Origin of the sequence: Micromonospora sp. NPDC049047 (genome assembly GCF_040649135.1) — a bacterium.
In the GTDB taxonomy this organism is placed as follows: domain Bacteria; phylum Actinomycetota; class Actinomycetes; order Mycobacteriales; family Micromonosporaceae; genus Micromonospora.
Window position 1 is genome coordinate 186,762 of the sequence record NZ_JBEZEY010000004.1, and the last position, 17,304, is coordinate 204,065.

Below are 17,304 nucleotides of genomic sequence, written 5' to 3' on the forward strand. Positions count from 1 at the left end.
CTCGTCGAGGGCCGCCGGGGCGTCCCGCCCAGCCCACGGGACAGGGGCTGGGCGGGACGCGGAGGGGCCAGGGTCGGGCCCCCGAAGCGGGCTCAGCCCTTTCGGCCGGTGCCCAGGAAGTACAGGCCGGTGGTCGACGCGCCCGAGAAGTCCGAGAGCTTCGCCGGGTCGTACGCGGTGACGACCTTGGTGTGCAGGATCGGGTACAGCGGGACCTCGTCGGCGACCTTGTCCAGAGCCTGCCCCCACAGGGCCTTGCGGGCCGCCTCGTCGGAGGTCTGCGCGGCCTTGTCGAGCAGGTCGGCCATGGCCTTACGGTCGGCGGCGCTCCACCGGTAACGCAGGCCCGGCCAGGTCTCGCCGTAGTAGAACCAGCGCAGCAGCAGGTCGCTGTCGACGCCGAAGACGCTCGGGTCTCCGGTGGCCATCAGGACCCGGAAGGTGTCCTTCGGAACGATGTCGCCGTAGATGGCCGAGGACGGCACCGTGTTGAGGGTGGCGTTGACGCCGATCTTCTTCCACTGCTCGATGACCAGCGGAGCGACGTCCTTCACCGCGGAGTTGTCAGTGGTGTCGAGCTGGAACGACAGGTTGGTGACGCCGGCCTCGGCGAGCAGGGCCTTGGCCTTGTCCACGTTGAGGTCGTAGACGGTGGCGGCCTTCTGGTAGTCCTTGTTGCCCTCGTCCAGGTAGCTGGTCGCCGGGGTGCCGTAGCCGTTGAGTGCGGTCTTGATGACCGCGTCCTTGTCGATCGCGTAGTGCAGCGCCTGACGTACGCGCTTGTCGTTGAACGGCGCCGCAGCCGTGTTGAACATGAGGAAGACCTGGTTGAAGGCCTGCTTCACATCGACCTTGTACTTGTCCTTGAGCGAGTCGACGTTCAGGTACGGCACGGACTCGATGGCCTGGACACGGCCGCCCTGCAGGTCCGACACCCGGGCGGAGGCCTCCGACGTGGTGTTCCACGTCATCGTCTCGACCTTGGCCACCTTCGAGCCGTTGTAGTTCGGGTTCTTGCTGAGCTTGACGCCCGACTCCTTGGACGCGCTGTCCAGCTTGAAGGGGCCGGAGCCGATCGGCGCCGTGTCGAAGGCCTTCGACGCGGCGACATCCGCGGTCTTCGCCTTCGGCACGATCTTGATCACGGAGATCCGCTCGTCGAACAGCGCGAACGGGTACTTCAGCGTGAACTCGGCGGTCGTCGCGTCCTTGGCGGTGACCGAGTCGATGAACGACACGAACCCCTGCATGAGCGGCGGGGCCTTGGGGTCCGCCGGCTTCAGCACGCGCTGGAACGACCACGCGACGTCCTCGGCGGTGACGGGCGTGCCGTCGGAGAACTTCGCGCCGTCCCGAACCGCCACGGTGTATTTGAGCCCGTCGGGGCTGGCCACCGGGTCTTCCTTGGCCAGGGCACGGTAAGGTTCCCGCGTGACCGGGTCGAGATCGATCAGACCCTCGAAGATGTGCTGGTTGACCGCGGTCGCCACCGCCGACGAGGCGTTCCCCGGGTCGAACCCGCTGGAGAGGGTGAACGCCAGAGTGGTCTCGATCGAGGTCGCACCCCCGTTACCGCCCTCGACGGCGTTGGTCGAGGCGGGGCCGCCACTGCACGCGACAAGCCCGAGTGCGAGGGTTGCCGCAGTGGATGCGACGGCCAGCGAGCGGAACCGGCGCGGGGGCAAGCGCCGACTCTCCTTTGGCTCAACGGTGGTGCTCACGTAGCTGCCTCCATAGGCTCTTCATTGCGCTTGCGTCGCCGCTCGCGCTGAGGGATTCGAAGGTTAATGGGGTCTGACGTCAGACATCTGATGCCGATAGGGTGAGCGTGTCAGATCCGTGAACGAAGGGCAAGTGGCAGATGACGACCATTGACGCATCCCCGCTACGCGGTGCGGAGCGCCCGGGTCCCCGCCGGCAGGAGGTGGCGACCAAGATCAAGGATTACATCCTGCGCAATCGCCTCAAGCCCGGAGACATCCTGCCCACCGAGGCAGAGCTGTGCGACGCGGTGGGGGCGAGCCGCTCGAGCGTCCGCGAGGCCGTCAAGATCCTCTCCGCGCTCGACATCGTCGAGGTGCGGCACGGTCACGGCACCTTCGTCGGCCGGATGTCCCTCGCCGCGCTCGTGGAGGGCCTGACCTTCCGCGGCCTGCTGAGTGGCGAGGAGGACCACCACGTCCTGGGGCAGGTCGTCGACGTCCGCCAGACCCTGGAACAGGGGCTGGCAGCCCAGGTCATCGCCGTTCTCGACAGCGGGCACCTGGCGAGACTCTCCACCCTCGTCGACGAGATGGAGAGCCTCGCCGCCCAGGGGATGGACTTCCTCGACGTCGACCGCGCCTTCCACGTGAAGCTGCTGGAACCCCTCGGCAACGACCTGATCCTCCAGCTGACCGAGGCGTTCTGGCAGGTGCAGGCCATCGTCGCCCCCACGCTGCGCACCGAGCCGGAGGACCGGCTGATCACCGCCCACCGTCACCGGGCGATCGTGGACGCGATAGCGGCCGGCAACGTGGCCGGCCTGCAGGCCGCCATCGCCGACCACTACGCGCCCATCCGGGCGAGCATCGCCCGCATCGTGCAGTCCTGAGTCGACACCGCCACCGTCGTCGGAATCGACAACGGACTGACGCGAGGCGCCATCGGCGTTCCGATGATGCTCCCTATACATAGGAGTGTCACCGCACCCGATTCGACGCGACGGGTCGACCGGCGTTCGACGACCTCGGCACGGTAGCGCCGAGGTCGCGCGGGGGTCGGTCACAGTGCCCGGCGGAGCCACTCCTCGACACCGGCGACGTGCACGGTCGCCCAGGAACGCGCCAGATCGGCCTGGCCGAGCGTGATCGCGTCGACGATCGCCTGGTGCTGCTCACGGGTCCGGGTGACGGCGCCCACCTGGGTGACGCCGCGCCAGATGCGGGCCCGGGTGGTGGGGCCGGAGAGCCCGTCGAGCAGCGAGCACAGCACCGCGTTTCCGGCGCCGACGGCGATCTGGCGGTGGAATTCCAGGTCGTTGGCGACCAGCATCTCGACGTCGCTGGTGTCGTCGACGTTGTCGAGGATCGCCTGGAGGTCGGCGATGTCCTCGGCACCCATCCGTTGCGCGGCCATCGCGGTGGCGGCTGGTTCGAGAATGCGCCGGACCTCCAGAAATTCCAGCACTGTGTCGTCGCGGTGGAAATCCACGACGAAGCCGAGCGTGTCGAGCAGCAACTGTGGAGCGAGGCTGGTGACGTAGGTGCCGTCGCCCCGACGGACGTCCAGGACGCGGATGATGGACAGCGCCTTCACCGCCTCCCGCAGGGAGTTTCGGGACAGGCCGAGTCGCCGGGCCAGGTCCGTCTCCTTGGGCAGTCGGTCGCCGGGGCCGAGTTCGCCCGAGGTGATCATTTTTTTGATCTTGCCGATCGCCTCGTCGGTGAGCGCCATCGCTGCCTCCGGGTAGGTGTGAGCCGTTGCCGTGACCGCGAGGATTACACCCTGAGCCGGTAGACACGCGCGGCGGTGCCCCCGAAGAGCGCCCGGGACGCCGCGTCGGTGAGCTGCGGCAACACCTCGTGCAGCGCGGCCAGGACCCGTCCGTAGCTGCCGGCGAGCAGGCACACCGGCAGTCCCACCTCTCGCGGTCGATGTCGAACGAGGCGTACGCGGGCGGTTCTTCCCAGCGGTAGATGGTGCGCGTCGACGGTCAGCACGTGCGGGCGGTCCGGCTACCCACGCCCGACCGCGCGCTCCTCGCGGGAGCACCTTACTCGTCGAAGCTGCACCACTGTCCGTTCCCAGTTGAGGTGGTATGGGCAGCTCGGCTTCGGGGTGCAGGCGGTGGGGCGGGGCTTCGGTTTGCAGGGCGGTGAAGTGGCGGGTCAGGGCGTCGACGGTTGCGGTTGGTGAGCACGGCCAGGCGTGCGGCGCGTACTGATCCTTGATGGCCGGGTGGGGCGCAGAGGTAGCGGCGTAGGCAGCTGGGGTCGTAGGTGGTTGACGTGGGCGAGGCGGCGGACGTAGGAGCTCAGGGTCTCGCCGGGTTGGGGGCGGGGTATGACCGGCAGTGGCTGGGGCCAGCCCGGGAAGTTCCGCTGACCCGTGAACATCGCAAACGACCGCGCCGGCACGACATCCGCGAACCGCCGCAGCGCAGCGCGTCAGCGGCTCACAACGCAGCTCACCGCCCTCGCCGACGAACTCGACCCTGAAGTCGGCCGGGTCGATGACGCCGGCAGCGGCGACGGATTCCGAAGAGGAAACATCGGGTGTTTCCGATTCCATGACCTCTGACATCTGATGTCTGTCAGACGCCCCTCGCGCCTGCGACAGATCGAGCTGGGCTGACGGGTCTCCATGCGGGTCACGATCGTCCCCTCTGGCCGCACACATCAGACGAATGAGTCCGGGCCATTGACAAAAATAAACATCCCACGTTAACTCTCCTCTACATAGAGGAGGCCCTATGTTCGAGAACAGCAGTCTCCGGACCATCCTGTGCGCCGCAGCCGTGCCCCTTCTCGTGGCCGCCTGCCTGACCTCCCTGTCCGTCGCCGCGACTCCAGCCGCTGCCGCCGCCGATCCCGCGCTGGCGCTCTGGTACGACGAGCCCGCCGCCAACTGGGAGAGCAACGCGCTGCCGCTGGGCAACGGCGCGCTCGGCGCGATGGTCTTCGGAGGCGTCCAGACCGAACGTCTTCAGCTCAACGAGAAGAGCCTGTGGACCGGTGGACCCGGCACCGCCGGATACAACCACGGCAACTGGACGTCACCACGGCCCGGAGCTCTGGCCGGCGTACAGGCCCAGATCGACCGGGACGGACGGATGGCGGCCGGCTCGGTCGCCACCGCCCTCGGCCAGCCGGCGACGGCGTTCGGCTCGTACCAGAACCTCGCCGACATGTACCTCGACATGACCGGCACACCGACGACGGTGAGCGGCTACCGGCGCGAGTTGGACCTCGCCGAGGCCACCGCCAGCGTCGCGTACTCGCACGGTGGGGTGACCTACCAGCGTGAGTACTTCGCCAGCCACCCGCGCAACGTGATCGTCTCCCGGCTGTCCGCCAGTCAGACCGGGAAGGTCTCCTTCGTCCTGCGTCCCGCCTCGGCCCAGTCCGGCAGCACCGTGACGGTGGCGAACGGCCGGATCACCACCCGGGGCACGCTGCCCGGCAACGGGCTGATCCACGAGACCCAGTACCGGGTGGTAACCACGGGCGGCACCCGCACGGACGGCACCGACCGGATCACCGTCACGGGCGCCGACTCGGCGTTCATCGTGCTGTCGGCCGCGACGTCGTACGCCGACACCTATCCCACCTATCGCGGCGCGGACCCGCACGCCCAGGTCACCCAGGCGGTCGACGGCGCTGCGGCCTCCACCTGGGCGGCGCTGCGCGCTGCCCACCTCGCCGACTACAAGAGTCTCTTCGACCGCGTCCGGCTCACCGTGGGCGGGCAGATGCCGAACGTCCCGACCGACGAGCTGCGGTCGGCGTACACCGGTGCCGCCGGACGGGCCCAGGACCGCGCGTTGGAGTCGCTGTACTTCTCCTTCGGCAGGTACCTGCTCATCGCGTCGTCGCGCGGCGGCTCCCTGCCGGCCAACCTCCAGGGCGTCTGGAACAACTCCAACAACCCGCCCTGGCAGGCCGACTACCACACCAACATCAACGTCCAGATGAACTACTGGCCGGCGGAGACCACGAACCTCACCGAGACCGCCACACCGCTGTTCGACTTCATCGACGCCCTGCGGGCACCCGGCCGGACAAGCGCGCAGAACATCTACGGTACGACCGGCTGGGTCACGCACCTCAGCACCAACCCGTACGGCTTCACCGGTGTGCAGGACTGGGCCACCGCCTTCTGGTTCCCGGAGGCCGCGGCCTGGCTGTGCCAGCACCTCTACGAGCACTACCGCTTCACCCGGGACACCTCGTTCCTGCGGGATCAGGCGTACCCGGCGATGAAGGAGGCCGCCGAGTTCTGGCGGGCCAACCTGCGCGTCGACCCGCGCGACGGCAAGCTGGTCGTGACGCCCAGCTACTCGCCGGAGCAGGGCGACTTCTCGGCCGGCGCGTCGATGAGCGAGCAGATCGTGTGGGACCTGCTCACCAACACCATCGAGGCGAGCACCACGCTCGGCGTCGACGCCACCCTGCGCGCGCAGTGGCAGACCACGCTGAGCAAGCTCGACCCCGGCCTGCGGGTCGGTTCCTGGGGCCAGTTGCAGGAGTGGAAGGCGGACTGGGACAGCCCCACGAACGACCACCGGCACGTCTCGCACCTGTACGCCCTGCACCCGGGACGGCAGATCTCCCCGCTGACCACCCCGGCCCTGGCCGACGCCGCCAAGGTGTCCCTCACGGCACGCGGCGACGGTGGCACCGGCTGGAGCAAGGCTTGGAAGATCAATTTCTGGGCTCGGCTGCTCGACGGCGACCACGCCCACAAGATGCTCAGCGAGCAGCTCAAGAGCAGTACGCTGGCCAACCTGTTCGACACCCACCCGCCGTTCCAGATCGACGGCAACTTCGGTGCTACCGCCGGCATCGCGGAGATGCTGTTGCAGAGCCAGAACGGCGTCGTCGACGTCCTGCCGGCCGTGCCGGCGGCCTGGCCCACCGGTTCGGTGACCGGTCTCAAGGCGCGCGGCAACGTGACAGTGGACGCCGAGTGGCGCAACCGCCTGGCCAGCCGGATCACGCTCACCGCCGGCAGCAGCGGCACCCTCACCGTCCGGAACCCGATGCTGGCCACCGCGTCGCTGGTGGACCTCACCACCAACCAGACAGTGCCGGTGACCCGCACCGGTGACCGGGTCACGTTCACGGCCGAGGCCGGGCACCGCTACCAGGCCGTCTCCACGGCCGCGACCGGCACGATCGCCGGCGTGGCGAGTGGCCGCTGCGTCGACGTACCGGGGGCGGCCACCGCCGACGGAACCGCCCTCATCCTCTGGGACTGCACCGGCGCCACCAACCAGATCTGGACCCGGCAGGCCGACAACACCATCCGCAACCGTGGCAAGTGCCTCGCCGCCGCGAGCACCACAAACGGCGCCGCCGCCACCATCACCACCTGCGGCACCGCCACCAACCAACGCTGGACCTACGACACCACAGCGAGAACCCTGCGCAACCAGGCCACCGGCACCTGCCTCGACGCCAACGGCGGCGGCACCACCAACAACACAGCAGTCATCCTCTGGCCCTGCACCACAGCCACCAACCAACAGTGGCTGATGTAGCACCTACCGGTCTGCCGGACGCCACCACCGCACCGCCCTCCCTGCCCGTTCCCGGAGAGGACGCTCCATGACCCGTACCCTGCGTCGCCACCGTTCGCGCGCGAGCAGTGCCGCCCTGGCCGCTCTGGCAGTGCTCGCCACCTGCCTGGTCCAGCTCACCCCACCGGCGGCACCGGCCGCCGCAGCACCGGGGGACGGCACGATCACCGGGGTGGCCAGCGGGCGCTGCGTCGACGTGCCCGGCGGTGCCACCGCCGACGGCACCACCCTCATCCTCTGGGACTGCACCGGCGCCACCAACCAGATCTGGACCCGGCAGGGCGACAACACCATCCGCAACCGTGGCAAGTGCCTCGCCGCCGCCAGCACCACAAACGGCGCCGCCGCCACCATCACCACCTGCGGCACCGCCACCAACCAACGCTGGACCTACGACACCACAGCCAGGACACTGCGCAACCAGGCCACCGGCACCTGCCTCGACGCCAACGGCGGCGGCACCACCAACAACACAGCAGTCATCCTCTGGCCCTGCGGCACGGCCACCAACCAGCAGTGGCGGGTCGCCGCCGCCGACTACCAACCGCTTCTCGACGTCGGCTTCAGCGGCACGTTCACCTCCACCACCGGCTACACGCCGTCGACAGGCGAACTGGTCGACGGGCAGCTCACCCGCTTGGCGGGCAGCGAGACGATCGGCGGCACGTCGGTCACCCTCACCGGCGGTGGCACCGGCATCGGGTTCTCCCCCCGGATCCCGGTGACCAGCACGAAGTACGTCAACAGGAGCCTGCTGGCCGAGGCTGTGGTACGCCGTCAGAGCGGTGCCACGCTGACCTTCGACACGGTGCTCAGCCTCGCCGGTGGCGGCTACTACCGCTACGCCAGCGGCTCGCAGACCGCCACCGAGTTCGGCATGTACGGGCCGGACGCCCCGTACTACGACACCCGCCAGAGCGGGCCGAACCTGCCCGACACGCAGGACACCCACGTGGCGTTGGCCTACGAGTACGTGAACGACTCGGCGGCCCGGCTCGTCGCGTACGTCAACGGCTGCCAGGTGGGCAGCACCGTCACCGCTCCGGTGGCCGCGGCCAACGCGTCGCAGGGTCTGCTGACGTTCGGCAACGACGCCGGAACCCGTAACCGTGGCTGGCACGGCACCGTGGACGCCATCGCACTCGCGACGATGACTGGCGCCGCCGGTCCTGTCGACTTCCAGCTCGACGCGCCGGTCTGCGGAGGCACACCACCGCCGCCCGGCTGCGCCGGCAACCCCGGCAGCAGCGGCCCGGTCAGCCCGGCCACCGTCATCACCGTCGACAGGTGCGACACAGTCGACCGGATCCGGCAGAAGGCGGCCCAGGTCGTCCCGTCGGCCGCCCAGTTGGCCTGGCAGCAGCGGGAGCTGACGGCCTTTCTGCACTACGGCATGAACACCTTCACCGACGTCGAGTGGGGCAGCGGGAACGAGGACCCGGCCCTGTTCAACCCGACGACAGTCAACCCCGCGCAGTGGATGGACGTGCTCAAGCGCAACGGGTTCAAGCAGGTCATCCTCACCGTCAAGCACCACGACGGGTTCCTGCTGTACCCGTCGCGCTACAGCACCCACTCGGTGCGCAGCAGCCCCTGGTGGGGTCGTACCGGCCAGAGCGACATCCTGCGGGCGACCGTCGACGCCGCCCGCGCGGCAGGTCTCGCCGTCGGCTTCTACCTCTCCCCCGCCGACGGCGCGGAGATCCCCGGCCGGCGCGGCGGCGACCGGTTCGGCAACGGCAGCGCCAAGCGGGCGGTGAGCATCCCGACGCTCGTCGCCGGCGACACCCGCACCCCGACCCAGACGTACGCGTACCAGGCCGACGACTACAACGCCTACTTCCTCAACCAGCTCTACGAGCTGCTCACCGAGTACGGGCCGATGGCCGAGGTGTGGTTCGACGGTGCCAACCCGTACACCGCGTACCCGCAGCCGTACCAGGTCGCCGACTGGTACCGGCTGATCCGGGCACTGCAACCGAACGCCACGATCGCGATCAACGGGCCGGACGTGCGCTGGGTCGGGTCGGAGTCCGGGGCGTTCCGGGCCGACGAGTGGAGCGCACTGCCGTTCCGGGGCACCGATCCCGGCGCGCTGAACCGTGACGACGACCTGCTCGCCGGCGCCGCGTCGAGCGACCTGGGTTCCAGTGCGTTGATCGGCCGCAACCTGGGCTCGATCACCTACCTGTCGTGGTACCCGGCCGAGGCGGACGTGTCGATCCGGCCCGGCTGGTTCTGGCACTCCGGCCAGAACGGCTCGGTCAAGCAGCCGGCCGCGCTGATGCAGCTCTACGAGAACGCGGTGGGCCGCAACGCCAACCTGCTGCTCAACGTCCCGCCGAACCGGGCCGGTGTGATCGACGCGCCGGACGTCAGCGCCCTCGACGGGTTCGGCACCGCGCAACGCGCCCGCTACGGCCGGGAGTTGTTCGCCAAGGCGGGTGCGACCGGCACCCACGCCACCCTCACCGACGCGGCCCTGGGCACCTACTGGTCGCCCTCGGGTGGTGCCGTCACCGGCGCTGTCGAGCTGACCGCCTGCCGGGCCCGCACGTTCGACCGGGTGCTGGTGCAGGAGTCGGTCGGCAACGGCCAGCGCGTCGAGGCGTTCGCCGTGGACGCCTGGATCAACGGCGGCTGGCAACAGGTCGCCGCCGCCGGAACTGTCGGCTACAAGCGGATCGTTCCGCTGTCCACCGCCGTGACGAGTGACCGGCTGCGGCTGCGGGTCACCGCCGCACGCGGCGTACCGCAGGTCGCGACGCTCACCGCGTACGCGACAGACAGCACCGCCAACCCGGCGTCCTGCTGATTCCCAACCCTTTACCGAGAGGAACGGTTCATGCGTCTTCGACGTATCAGCGTCACCGGAGCGGTGGTGGTCCTCGCCGCCGCACTGTTGACCGTGCCGGCGACACCGGCCTCGGCCGTACCGGGTGACCTGCAGGTGATCCCGGCGCTGAAGCAGTGGACGGCGGGCACCGGCAGCTACACCTTCGGCGCGACGTCCCGCATCGTTGTCGACAGCGCCTACACGGCCCAGCTCAACGACGACGCGGCGACCTTCGCCGCAGACCTGCGGGACCTGACCGGCCGCACCGTCGCGGTCGCCACCGGAGCCGCGGCGACCGGGGACATCCGGCTGACCCTGGGCGGCAGCCAATCCGCCGAGGGCTACACGATGACCGTCGGGTCGAGCATCGCCATCCAGGGCTCGACCGACGCCGGCGCCTTCTACGGCACCCGCACGGTGCTGCAACTGCTCAAGCAGTCCACAACCGTCCCGGCGGGCACGACGACCGACTCCCCGACCAAGTCCGAACGCGGCCTGATGGTCGACGTGGGCCGCAAGTACTTCACAGTCGACTGGCTCCGCCGGCACATCAAGGAACTCGCCTACCTGAAGATGAACCGGTTGCACCTGCACCTGTCAGACTCGCAGGGGTTCCGGCTGGAGAGCACCACCCACCCGGAGGTGATGTCGGAGCAGTACTACACCAAGCAGCAGATGCGCGAGCTCATCGCTCTGGCCACCCAGTACCACATCGAGGTCGTGCCCGAGATCGACATGCCGGGCCACATGAACGCCATCCTGGAGGACCACCCGGACCTGCAACTCGCCGACACCAACGGCAACCGCAACCCCTACTACCTCGACCTGTCCAAGCCCGGTGCCTACACCCTGACCCGGGACCTCATCACCGAGTTCCTGCCGCTGTTCCCCGGCCGGTACTGGCACATCGGCGCGGACGAGTACGTCGGCAACTACGCCGCCTACCCGCAGCTGCTGACGTACGCCCGCGCGACCTACGGGCCGAACGCCATCGCCAAGGACGTCTACTACGGCTTCATCAACTGGGCCAACGACATCGTCCGTGCCGGCGGCAAGACCACCCGCATGTGGAACGACGGCATCGGCACCGACGGCACCATCCGGCCGGCGTCGAACATCCACGTCGAGGTCTGGTACAACTACGGCATCACCCCGCAGGCCCTGCTGGACCGGGGGCACACCATCTCCAACCAGGCGTGGGATCCCACCTACTACGTCCCCGCCATCAGCAAGCCGAACGTGACGTGGGCGTACGAGACCTGGACGCCGGAGCGCTTCCAGGGCAACAACACCGTCAACGCTCCGGCGCGCAACCTCGGCACGGTGCTGCACATCTGGTGTGACTACCCGGACGCCGAGACCGAGGACCAGATCGCCGCCGGCATCCGGACCATCCTGCGCGTCATCGCCCAGCAGACCTGGGGTTCGCCGAAGCCGGTCGCCACGTACACCGCCTTCACCCCGATCATCGACCGCATCGGCCGGGCTCCCGGCGGCCCGGCGGTGGCGACCGCCAACCTGGCGACCAACCGCCCGGCGACCGCGTCGTCGACCGAGACGGCCAGCTTCCCGGCGTCGGCAGCGGTGGACGGCGACATCAGCACCCGCTGGGCCTCGGCCTACACCGACCCCAGCTGGATCCAGGTCGACCTCGGCAGCAGCCAGGAGCTGTCCCGCGTCGCACTGCGCTGGGAGGCCGCCTACGCGCGGGCGTACCAGATCCAGACCTCCACCAACGGCACCACCTGGACCACGGCGGTGACAGTCACCGCGGGGGACGGCGGCACCGACGAGCACGTGCTCAACACCACCGCCCGGTACGTACGCATGCAGGGCACCCAACGGGCCACCACGTTCGGCTACTCACTGTGGGAGTTCGAGGTCTACGGGCCGAAGAAGGGCGCCATCACCGGCACCGCCAGTGGCCGCTGCATCGACATCCCCGGCAGCAACACCACCGACGGCACCGCGGTCAACCTCTGGGACTGCAACAGCGGGCCCAACCAGACATGGACCCACCGCAACGACGGCACCCTCACCGCCCTGGGCAAGTGCCTGGAGCCGGCGAACGGAAGCCTCACCGACGGCACCGCGATCGTGATCCGCACCTGTTCCACCGCCACGTACCAGCGCTGGACCTACGACGCCGCCACGAGCAGCTACCGCACCGGCGGCAAGTGCCTCGACGCCAACGGCGGCGGGACCGCCAACGGCACCCGCCTCATCCTCTGGCAGTGCACCAACGGCGCCAACCAGCGCTGGAGCACCCCCACCACCGTCTGAACCCCACCGATGGAGGCACGATGCAGCACGCTTCGCCCTCACCCTCATCGACGACACGGCGACGGCGGCTCGTCGTGCCCACCATCGTTCTGGGTCTGATCGCCGGTGCCGTCGCGACGGTCGGGGGCCAGCCGGCCCCGGCCGGCGCGGCGGTCCCGGCGGACCCGACCTACACCGACGCCGCCGGTCTGGTCTTCCCCGGTGTCCAACCGGGGGCGGCGACGGCGTCGCTATCCGGCGGCAGCTTCACACTGGCCAACGCGGCCCTGTCGACCACGTGGAGCGTGCAGGGCGGCACCGTGTCGCTCACCCGGTTCGACAACCGGGCGGCGAACGCCACAGTGCCGATGAGCCTGCGCGGGCTCTTCACCCTCACCCTGGCCGACGGCAGCACCATCACGACGGCGAACACGGTCGTCTCCGCGGGTCCAGCGCTCAGCGATCTGCCGGCGAACGCCGGGTCGGCACGGCTCGCGGAACGCTTCGCCGGCAAGGCGGTCACCACCACCTTCCGGTACGGCGGCGGCACCCGGACGCTCGACGTGCAGTGGCAGGTACGGCTGCGCGGCGGAGCCAACTCCGTGCAGCACAGCTTCACCGTGCGCTCGGTGGCCGGCACGTTCGACGTGACCTCCCTGCGCCTTGTGGAACTCGGCCTGACCAACGCCCGGGTGCTCGGCAGCGACGACGGCAGCCCGGTGGTGCACGGCGCGGCCGGCAGCGAGACGGTGTTCGTCGGCATCGAGAACCCGATGGCGAAGGCGACGGTGAACGGGTCCGCCGTCGACATCACGGTGCCCCGCGCCGGTGACCTCACCACCGGCGCGTCGTGGGTCTACACCGCCTCCACCGGTGTCTCCCCGGCCGGGCAGCTGCGCCGCTCGTTCCAGTACTACCTGCAACGCGAGCGGGCCCACGACCGCCGGACGTTCCTGCACTACCAGAGCTGGCTGGACCTCAAACCGCCGGGCGAGGTCATCAACAGCGCCGAGCTGACCCGGGCCATCAACCTGTTCGGCACCCAGCTGCGCAACCGGGGAGCGACCATCGACAGTTTCTGGGTCGACGACGGCTGGGACTATCTGCGTACGCCCCGGGTCGACGAGACGAACCTGAACGTCTGGTCGTTCGACCCGACCCAGTTCCCCACCGGCTTCGCGCCGCAGAAGGCTGCCGCCGCGCAGTACGGGGCCTCCATGTCGGTGTGGATGTCACCGTTCGGCGGGTACGGCACCAGCGCCGCCACCCGCCAGGCCATCAACGCGAGCAAACCGGCCGACCAGCGGTTGGAGACGCACAGCGGCGGCCAGTTCAAACTCGGCGGCGCCCGCTACTACGACCGGTTCCGGTCGGTCGCCTTCGACATGATGGACAACCAGGGGGTACGCGGATTCAAGCTGGACGGCATCGGCGGCGGGCTCTACCAGTCCGGCCCGAACGCGGCCTACATCGCCGACTACGAGGCCCTGCTCGGGTTGACCGGCGACCTGCGCGCGCACCAGAAGGACGTGTTCGTCAACGCCACGGTCGGCACCTGGGGATCGCCGTACTGGTTGTGGTTCACCGACTCGATCTGGCGCGACGGGCACGACGCGGACCTGGTCGGCGCGGGCAGCGCGCAGCAGCGCTACGTCAACTACCGCGACTCGGAGACGTTCCGCAACAACGCCAGGCAGAACCCGCTGTTTCCGATCCCGAGCCTGATGAACCACGGGATCATCTTCTCCGACCGCACACCGCAGTTCACCGCCGACTACGACCTGACCAAGCCCAGTGTCCAGGCCGAGGTGTCGCAGGACATCCGCGCCTACTTCGCGCTCGGGCTGAGCCTTCAGGAGTTGTACGTCCGCAACACACTCGTCGACGCGAGCCGGCCGGGCGCGGCCTGGTTCTGGGACACCGTGGCGGCCAACGCCCGGTGGGCGCGGACCAACCAGGGGTTGCTCAGCGACGTGCACTGGGTCGGCGGTGACCCGGCCGCCGGAGCGGTCTACGGCACCGCCGCCTGGAACTCCTCGGCCGGCGCGTCGAAGGGGATGCTGATGCTGCGCAACCCGTCGGCGTCCGCGCAGAGCCTCACTGTCAACCCGCAGACGGTCTTCGAGCTGCCCGGCGGGACCCACCAGCGGTACCGGTTCACCGAGCGCGACGGGCGCCGATCCGGCTTCGTGTCGGGTCCGGCCGCACCGGTGAGCATCACCCTCGCGCCGTTCGAGGTGGCCGTCTTCCAGGCCGCGCCGACGGACGAGGCGATCGGCGGTGGAGACAGCCCGCAACTGTCGCGCGCCCGCTGGACCGCGACGGCGGACAGTGTCGAGACCGTCGGCGAGAACGGCGTCGCCGCCAACGCCATCGACGGCAACCCGGCCACCATCTGGCACACCCGCTACGTCGGCGGTGTCGCCGCCATGCCGCACCAGATCACCATCGACCTCGGCGGCAGTTTCCGCGTCGACAAGCTCGACTACCTGCCCCGTCAGGACGGAGGCACCAACGGCACCATCGCCGACTACCAGATCCTGACCAGCACCGACGGCACCACCTGGACCCAGGTCACCGCCGGCACCTTCGGCGCCGGCAGCGCCCTGAAGACGGCGGTCTTCCCGCCCACCACGGCCCGGCACGTGCGCCTGCGCACCACCCGCGCCGCGAACGGGGCCGGGTACGCCTCCGCCGCCGAGATCAACCTGTACGGATCGACTGCCTGACCGGTGCCGGCCGTCCCGGGGCACCCCTATCGTCGCCCCGGGACGGCCGCATCCCACCTCACCTGGCGAGGACGTGGGCGAGGACCGCCACGCCCCCCGCCACCACCAGCACGTTGCCGACGGCCAGCAGGGCGGCACCCTCCGGGTGACCCAGGTGCGCGGGCAGCCGTACGGTGCGATACCGACGTCGAGCCAGCACGGCCACCGCGGCGGCGAGCGGTGTGCAGGCCAGCACGATCCCCGCCGCGATCGGATGACGGGGCACCAACTCCCGGCCGACGACCAGCAGCACGGCGGCGGTCGCCAGCGCGGTGCGCAGCCACGCGAGCAGGGTGCGTTCGGCCTGCGCCCCCCGGTCGGCGAGACGCGGCGGCTCCGTCACCTCAGCACCACGACACCGGCTCAGCACCGGACATCAGATCAGCACCACGACGACGATCGTCACGCCGGCCACGAGCACCCCCGCCGCCGACACGACGACGACGGGGGTGGACGGTAACGGCAACTGCAGCCGCAGCGCCCGTTCGTTGCGGCTCCACCGGGGGAACGCCTCGGCGGCCACCCCGACGGCGAGCACCGCCAACACGACAGCCGCCCACTGCGAGCCGTCCGCACCGAACGCCTTCACCGCCGCGGCGGCCACCATGAGACCCAGCGCGGTCCGCAGCCACGCGAGGAACGTGCGCTCGTTGGCGAGGGTGAACCTCGGGTCCGGCTCCGTGCCCACCCCGTAGACGCGGCGTGGCCAGCGACGGTCGGCGCGTCGCGGCGGCTCCTCCGTCACCCGGTGACCGGTGCCGGCGGCTGCCACGGGGTGTCCCCACACTCCTGCTGGACCCGGGCGAGCTCGTCGGTGAGCGTCGTCCGGATCCGCGCGTACGCCGGGTCGTCGTAGACGCTGCGCATCTCCCACGGGTCGGCCCGAAGGTCGAACAGCTCCCACTCCGGCTCCTGCGCCGTCGCGGAGGTGCCGGGCAGACCCAGCCCGTCGGCGTAGTAGTAGACCAGCTTGTGGTCGTGGGTGCGTACGCCGTAGTGCGCCCACACGTGGTGCTCGTCGTCGTCGTGCTCCCAGTAGCGGTAGTACACCGACTGCCGCCAGTCGTCGACTGCCTCGCCGCGCAGCAGTTGTCGCAGTGAGCGCCCCTGCATGCGGCCGTCGGCCGGCACGTCGGCGTAGTCGAGGAACGTCTGGGCGAAGTCGACGTTCATGGCGAGCGCGCCGGTGGTGGAGCCGGCCGGGATCTCCGCCGGGTAGCGGATGAGGAACGGCATCCGCAGCGACTCCTCGTACATGAACCGCTTGTCGTACCAGCCGTGGTCGCCGAGGAAGAAGCCCTGGTCGGACGTGTACACGACGATGGTGTCGTCGGTAAGCCCGTGCTCGTCGAGGTAGTCGAGCAGGCGGCCGACGTTGTCGTCGACGCTGGCGACGCAGCGCAGGTAGTCCTTGATGTAGCGCTGGTAGGTCCAGAGCGCTGCCTCGTCCGGGTCCAGGTGCGGTGGCAGCATCTCCTTGATGTCGTTGGCGGTCAGGTCCCGGTCGACTCGCATCCGTGCCGCCCGGGCGGCGGCGGCGTGCCCGGAGTGGTCGTCGTCGAACGAGCCCGGTACGGCCACGTCGTCGACGTACATGTCGCGGTGCTTGTCGTCGGGTTCCCAGTTGCGGTGCGGCGCCTTGTGGTGGACCAGCAGGCAGAAGGGCCGCTGTGGGTCGCGCTGGTCCAGCCAGTCGACGGCCAGGTCGGTGATGATGTTCGTGCAGTAGCCGGGGCGGACCTGTTCGGTGCCGTCCATGCCGATGAACACGGGGTCGCGGTAGCGGCCCTGGCCGGGCACTACCTCCCAGTAGTCGAAACCACGGGGGTCGTGCTCCGGGCCGTGCCCGAGGTGCCACTTGCCGACCAGGGCGGTCTGGTAGCCGGCCCGGCGCAGCAGCTCCGGGAAGACGAGCTGCCGGTTGTCGAACTCGGTCGACAACGTCTGCACGCCGTTGACGTGGTTGTAGGTGCCGGTGAGGATGGTGGCCCGGCTGGGCGCACAGAGTGAGTTGGTGCAGAAGCAGTTCTCCAGCAGGGCGCCGCCGGCCGCGATGCGGTCGATGTGCGGCGTCTCGTTGATCTTGCTTCCGTACGCGCTCACCGCGTGCGCGGCGTGGTCGTCGGCCATGATGAAGACGATGTTGGGCCGCACGG

Annotated in this window: 12 protein-coding genes; 6 read left to right on the plus strand and 6 right to left on the minus strand. The window is 69.7% G+C overall.

Going from position 1 to position 17,304, the window contains the following annotated elements; all coding sequences use genetic code 11:
* Positions 1-92: 92 nt before the first annotated feature.
* On the minus strand, positions 93-1,721 hold the full coding sequence (locus AB0B86_RS09000; protein WP_357417055.1) for an ABC transporter substrate-binding protein: 1,629 nt from the start codon (positions 1,719-1,721) through the stop codon (positions 93-95).
* 140 nt (positions 1,722-1,861) lie between these two features.
* On the opposite strand from AB0B86_RS09000, the gene AB0B86_RS09005 reads away from it, so the two are divergent.
* Entirely contained in the window at positions 1,862-2,593 is a 732-nt protein-coding gene (locus AB0B86_RS09005) for a FadR/GntR family transcriptional regulator (protein ID WP_357404096.1), read from the plus strand.
* A gap of 170 nt (positions 2,594-2,763) precedes the next feature.
* On the opposite strand, the gene AB0B86_RS09010 is transcribed toward AB0B86_RS09005, so the two are convergent.
* Complete coding sequence (locus AB0B86_RS09010; RefSeq protein ID WP_357417057.1) at positions 2,764-3,435, minus strand: FadR/GntR family transcriptional regulator; 672 nt, start codon at positions 3,433-3,435, stop codon at positions 2,764-2,766.
* 44 nt (positions 3,436-3,479) lie between these two features.
* The gene (locus AB0B86_RS09015) at positions 3,480-3,623 is read right to left on the minus strand and encodes a hypothetical protein (RefSeq protein WP_357404092.1); all 144 of its coding nucleotides are present in this window, start codon (positions 3,621-3,623) and stop codon (positions 3,480-3,482) included.
* A 466-nt stretch (positions 3,624-4,089) separates the two neighbouring features.
* Here AB0B86_RS09015 and AB0B86_RS09020 point away from each other — a divergent pair, with 466 nt between their 5' ends.
* From AB0B86_RS09020 to AB0B86_RS09040, 5 genes are all read left to right on the plus strand, one after another.
* A complete protein-coding gene (locus tag AB0B86_RS09020; RefSeq protein ID WP_357404090.1) occupies positions 4,090-4,281 on the plus strand; it encodes a hypothetical protein in 192 nt (63 codons plus the stop codon).
* A gap of 172 nt (positions 4,282-4,453) precedes the next feature.
* Positions 4,454-7,243, plus strand: a complete 2,790-nt coding sequence (locus AB0B86_RS09025; protein WP_357404088.1) for a glycoside hydrolase N-terminal domain-containing protein — start codon at positions 4,454-4,456, stop codon at positions 7,241-7,243.
* Between the two features lie 67 nt (positions 7,244-7,310).
* Positions 7,311-10,097, plus strand: coding sequence for an alpha-L-fucosidase (locus tag AB0B86_RS09030; protein ID WP_357404086.1), 2,787 nt, complete (start codon positions 7,311-7,313; stop codon positions 10,095-10,097).
* Positions 10,098-10,127: 30 nt separating this feature from the next.
* Positions 10,128-12,401: a family 20 glycosylhydrolase gene (locus AB0B86_RS09035; protein ID WP_357404084.1), complete on the plus strand. Its 2,274-nt coding sequence runs from the start codon at positions 10,128-10,130 to the stop codon at positions 12,399-12,401.
* 74 nt (positions 12,402-12,475) lie between these two features.
* Positions 12,476-15,109 carry a discoidin domain-containing protein gene (locus AB0B86_RS09040; protein WP_357417060.1) on the plus strand — a complete coding sequence of 878 codons (2,634 nt, stop codon included), beginning with the start codon at positions 12,476-12,478 and terminating at the stop codon, positions 15,107-15,109.
* 58 nt (positions 15,110-15,167) lie between these two features.
* On the opposite strand, the gene AB0B86_RS09045 is transcribed toward AB0B86_RS09040, so the two are convergent.
* Genes AB0B86_RS09045 through AB0B86_RS09055 form a run of 3 tightly spaced genes read right to left on the minus strand, consistent with a single transcriptional unit; the run spans position 15,168 to position 17,302 of the window.
* Positions 15,168-15,491: a DUF202 domain-containing protein gene (locus AB0B86_RS09045; protein WP_357417063.1), complete on the minus strand. Its 324-nt coding sequence runs from the start codon at positions 15,489-15,491 to the stop codon at positions 15,168-15,170.
* A 33-nt stretch (positions 15,492-15,524) separates the two neighbouring features.
* Complete coding sequence (locus AB0B86_RS09050; RefSeq protein ID WP_357417066.1) at positions 15,525-15,893, minus strand: DUF202 domain-containing protein; 369 nt, start codon at positions 15,891-15,893, stop codon at positions 15,525-15,527.
* Positions 15,890-17,302, minus strand: a complete 1,413-nt coding sequence (locus AB0B86_RS09055) for a sulfatase (protein WP_357417068.1) — start codon at positions 17,300-17,302, stop codon at positions 15,890-15,892. Before AB0B86_RS09055 ends, AB0B86_RS09050 begins: the two co-directional genes overlap by 4 nt.
* Positions 17,303-17,304: the final 2 nt, after the last annotated feature.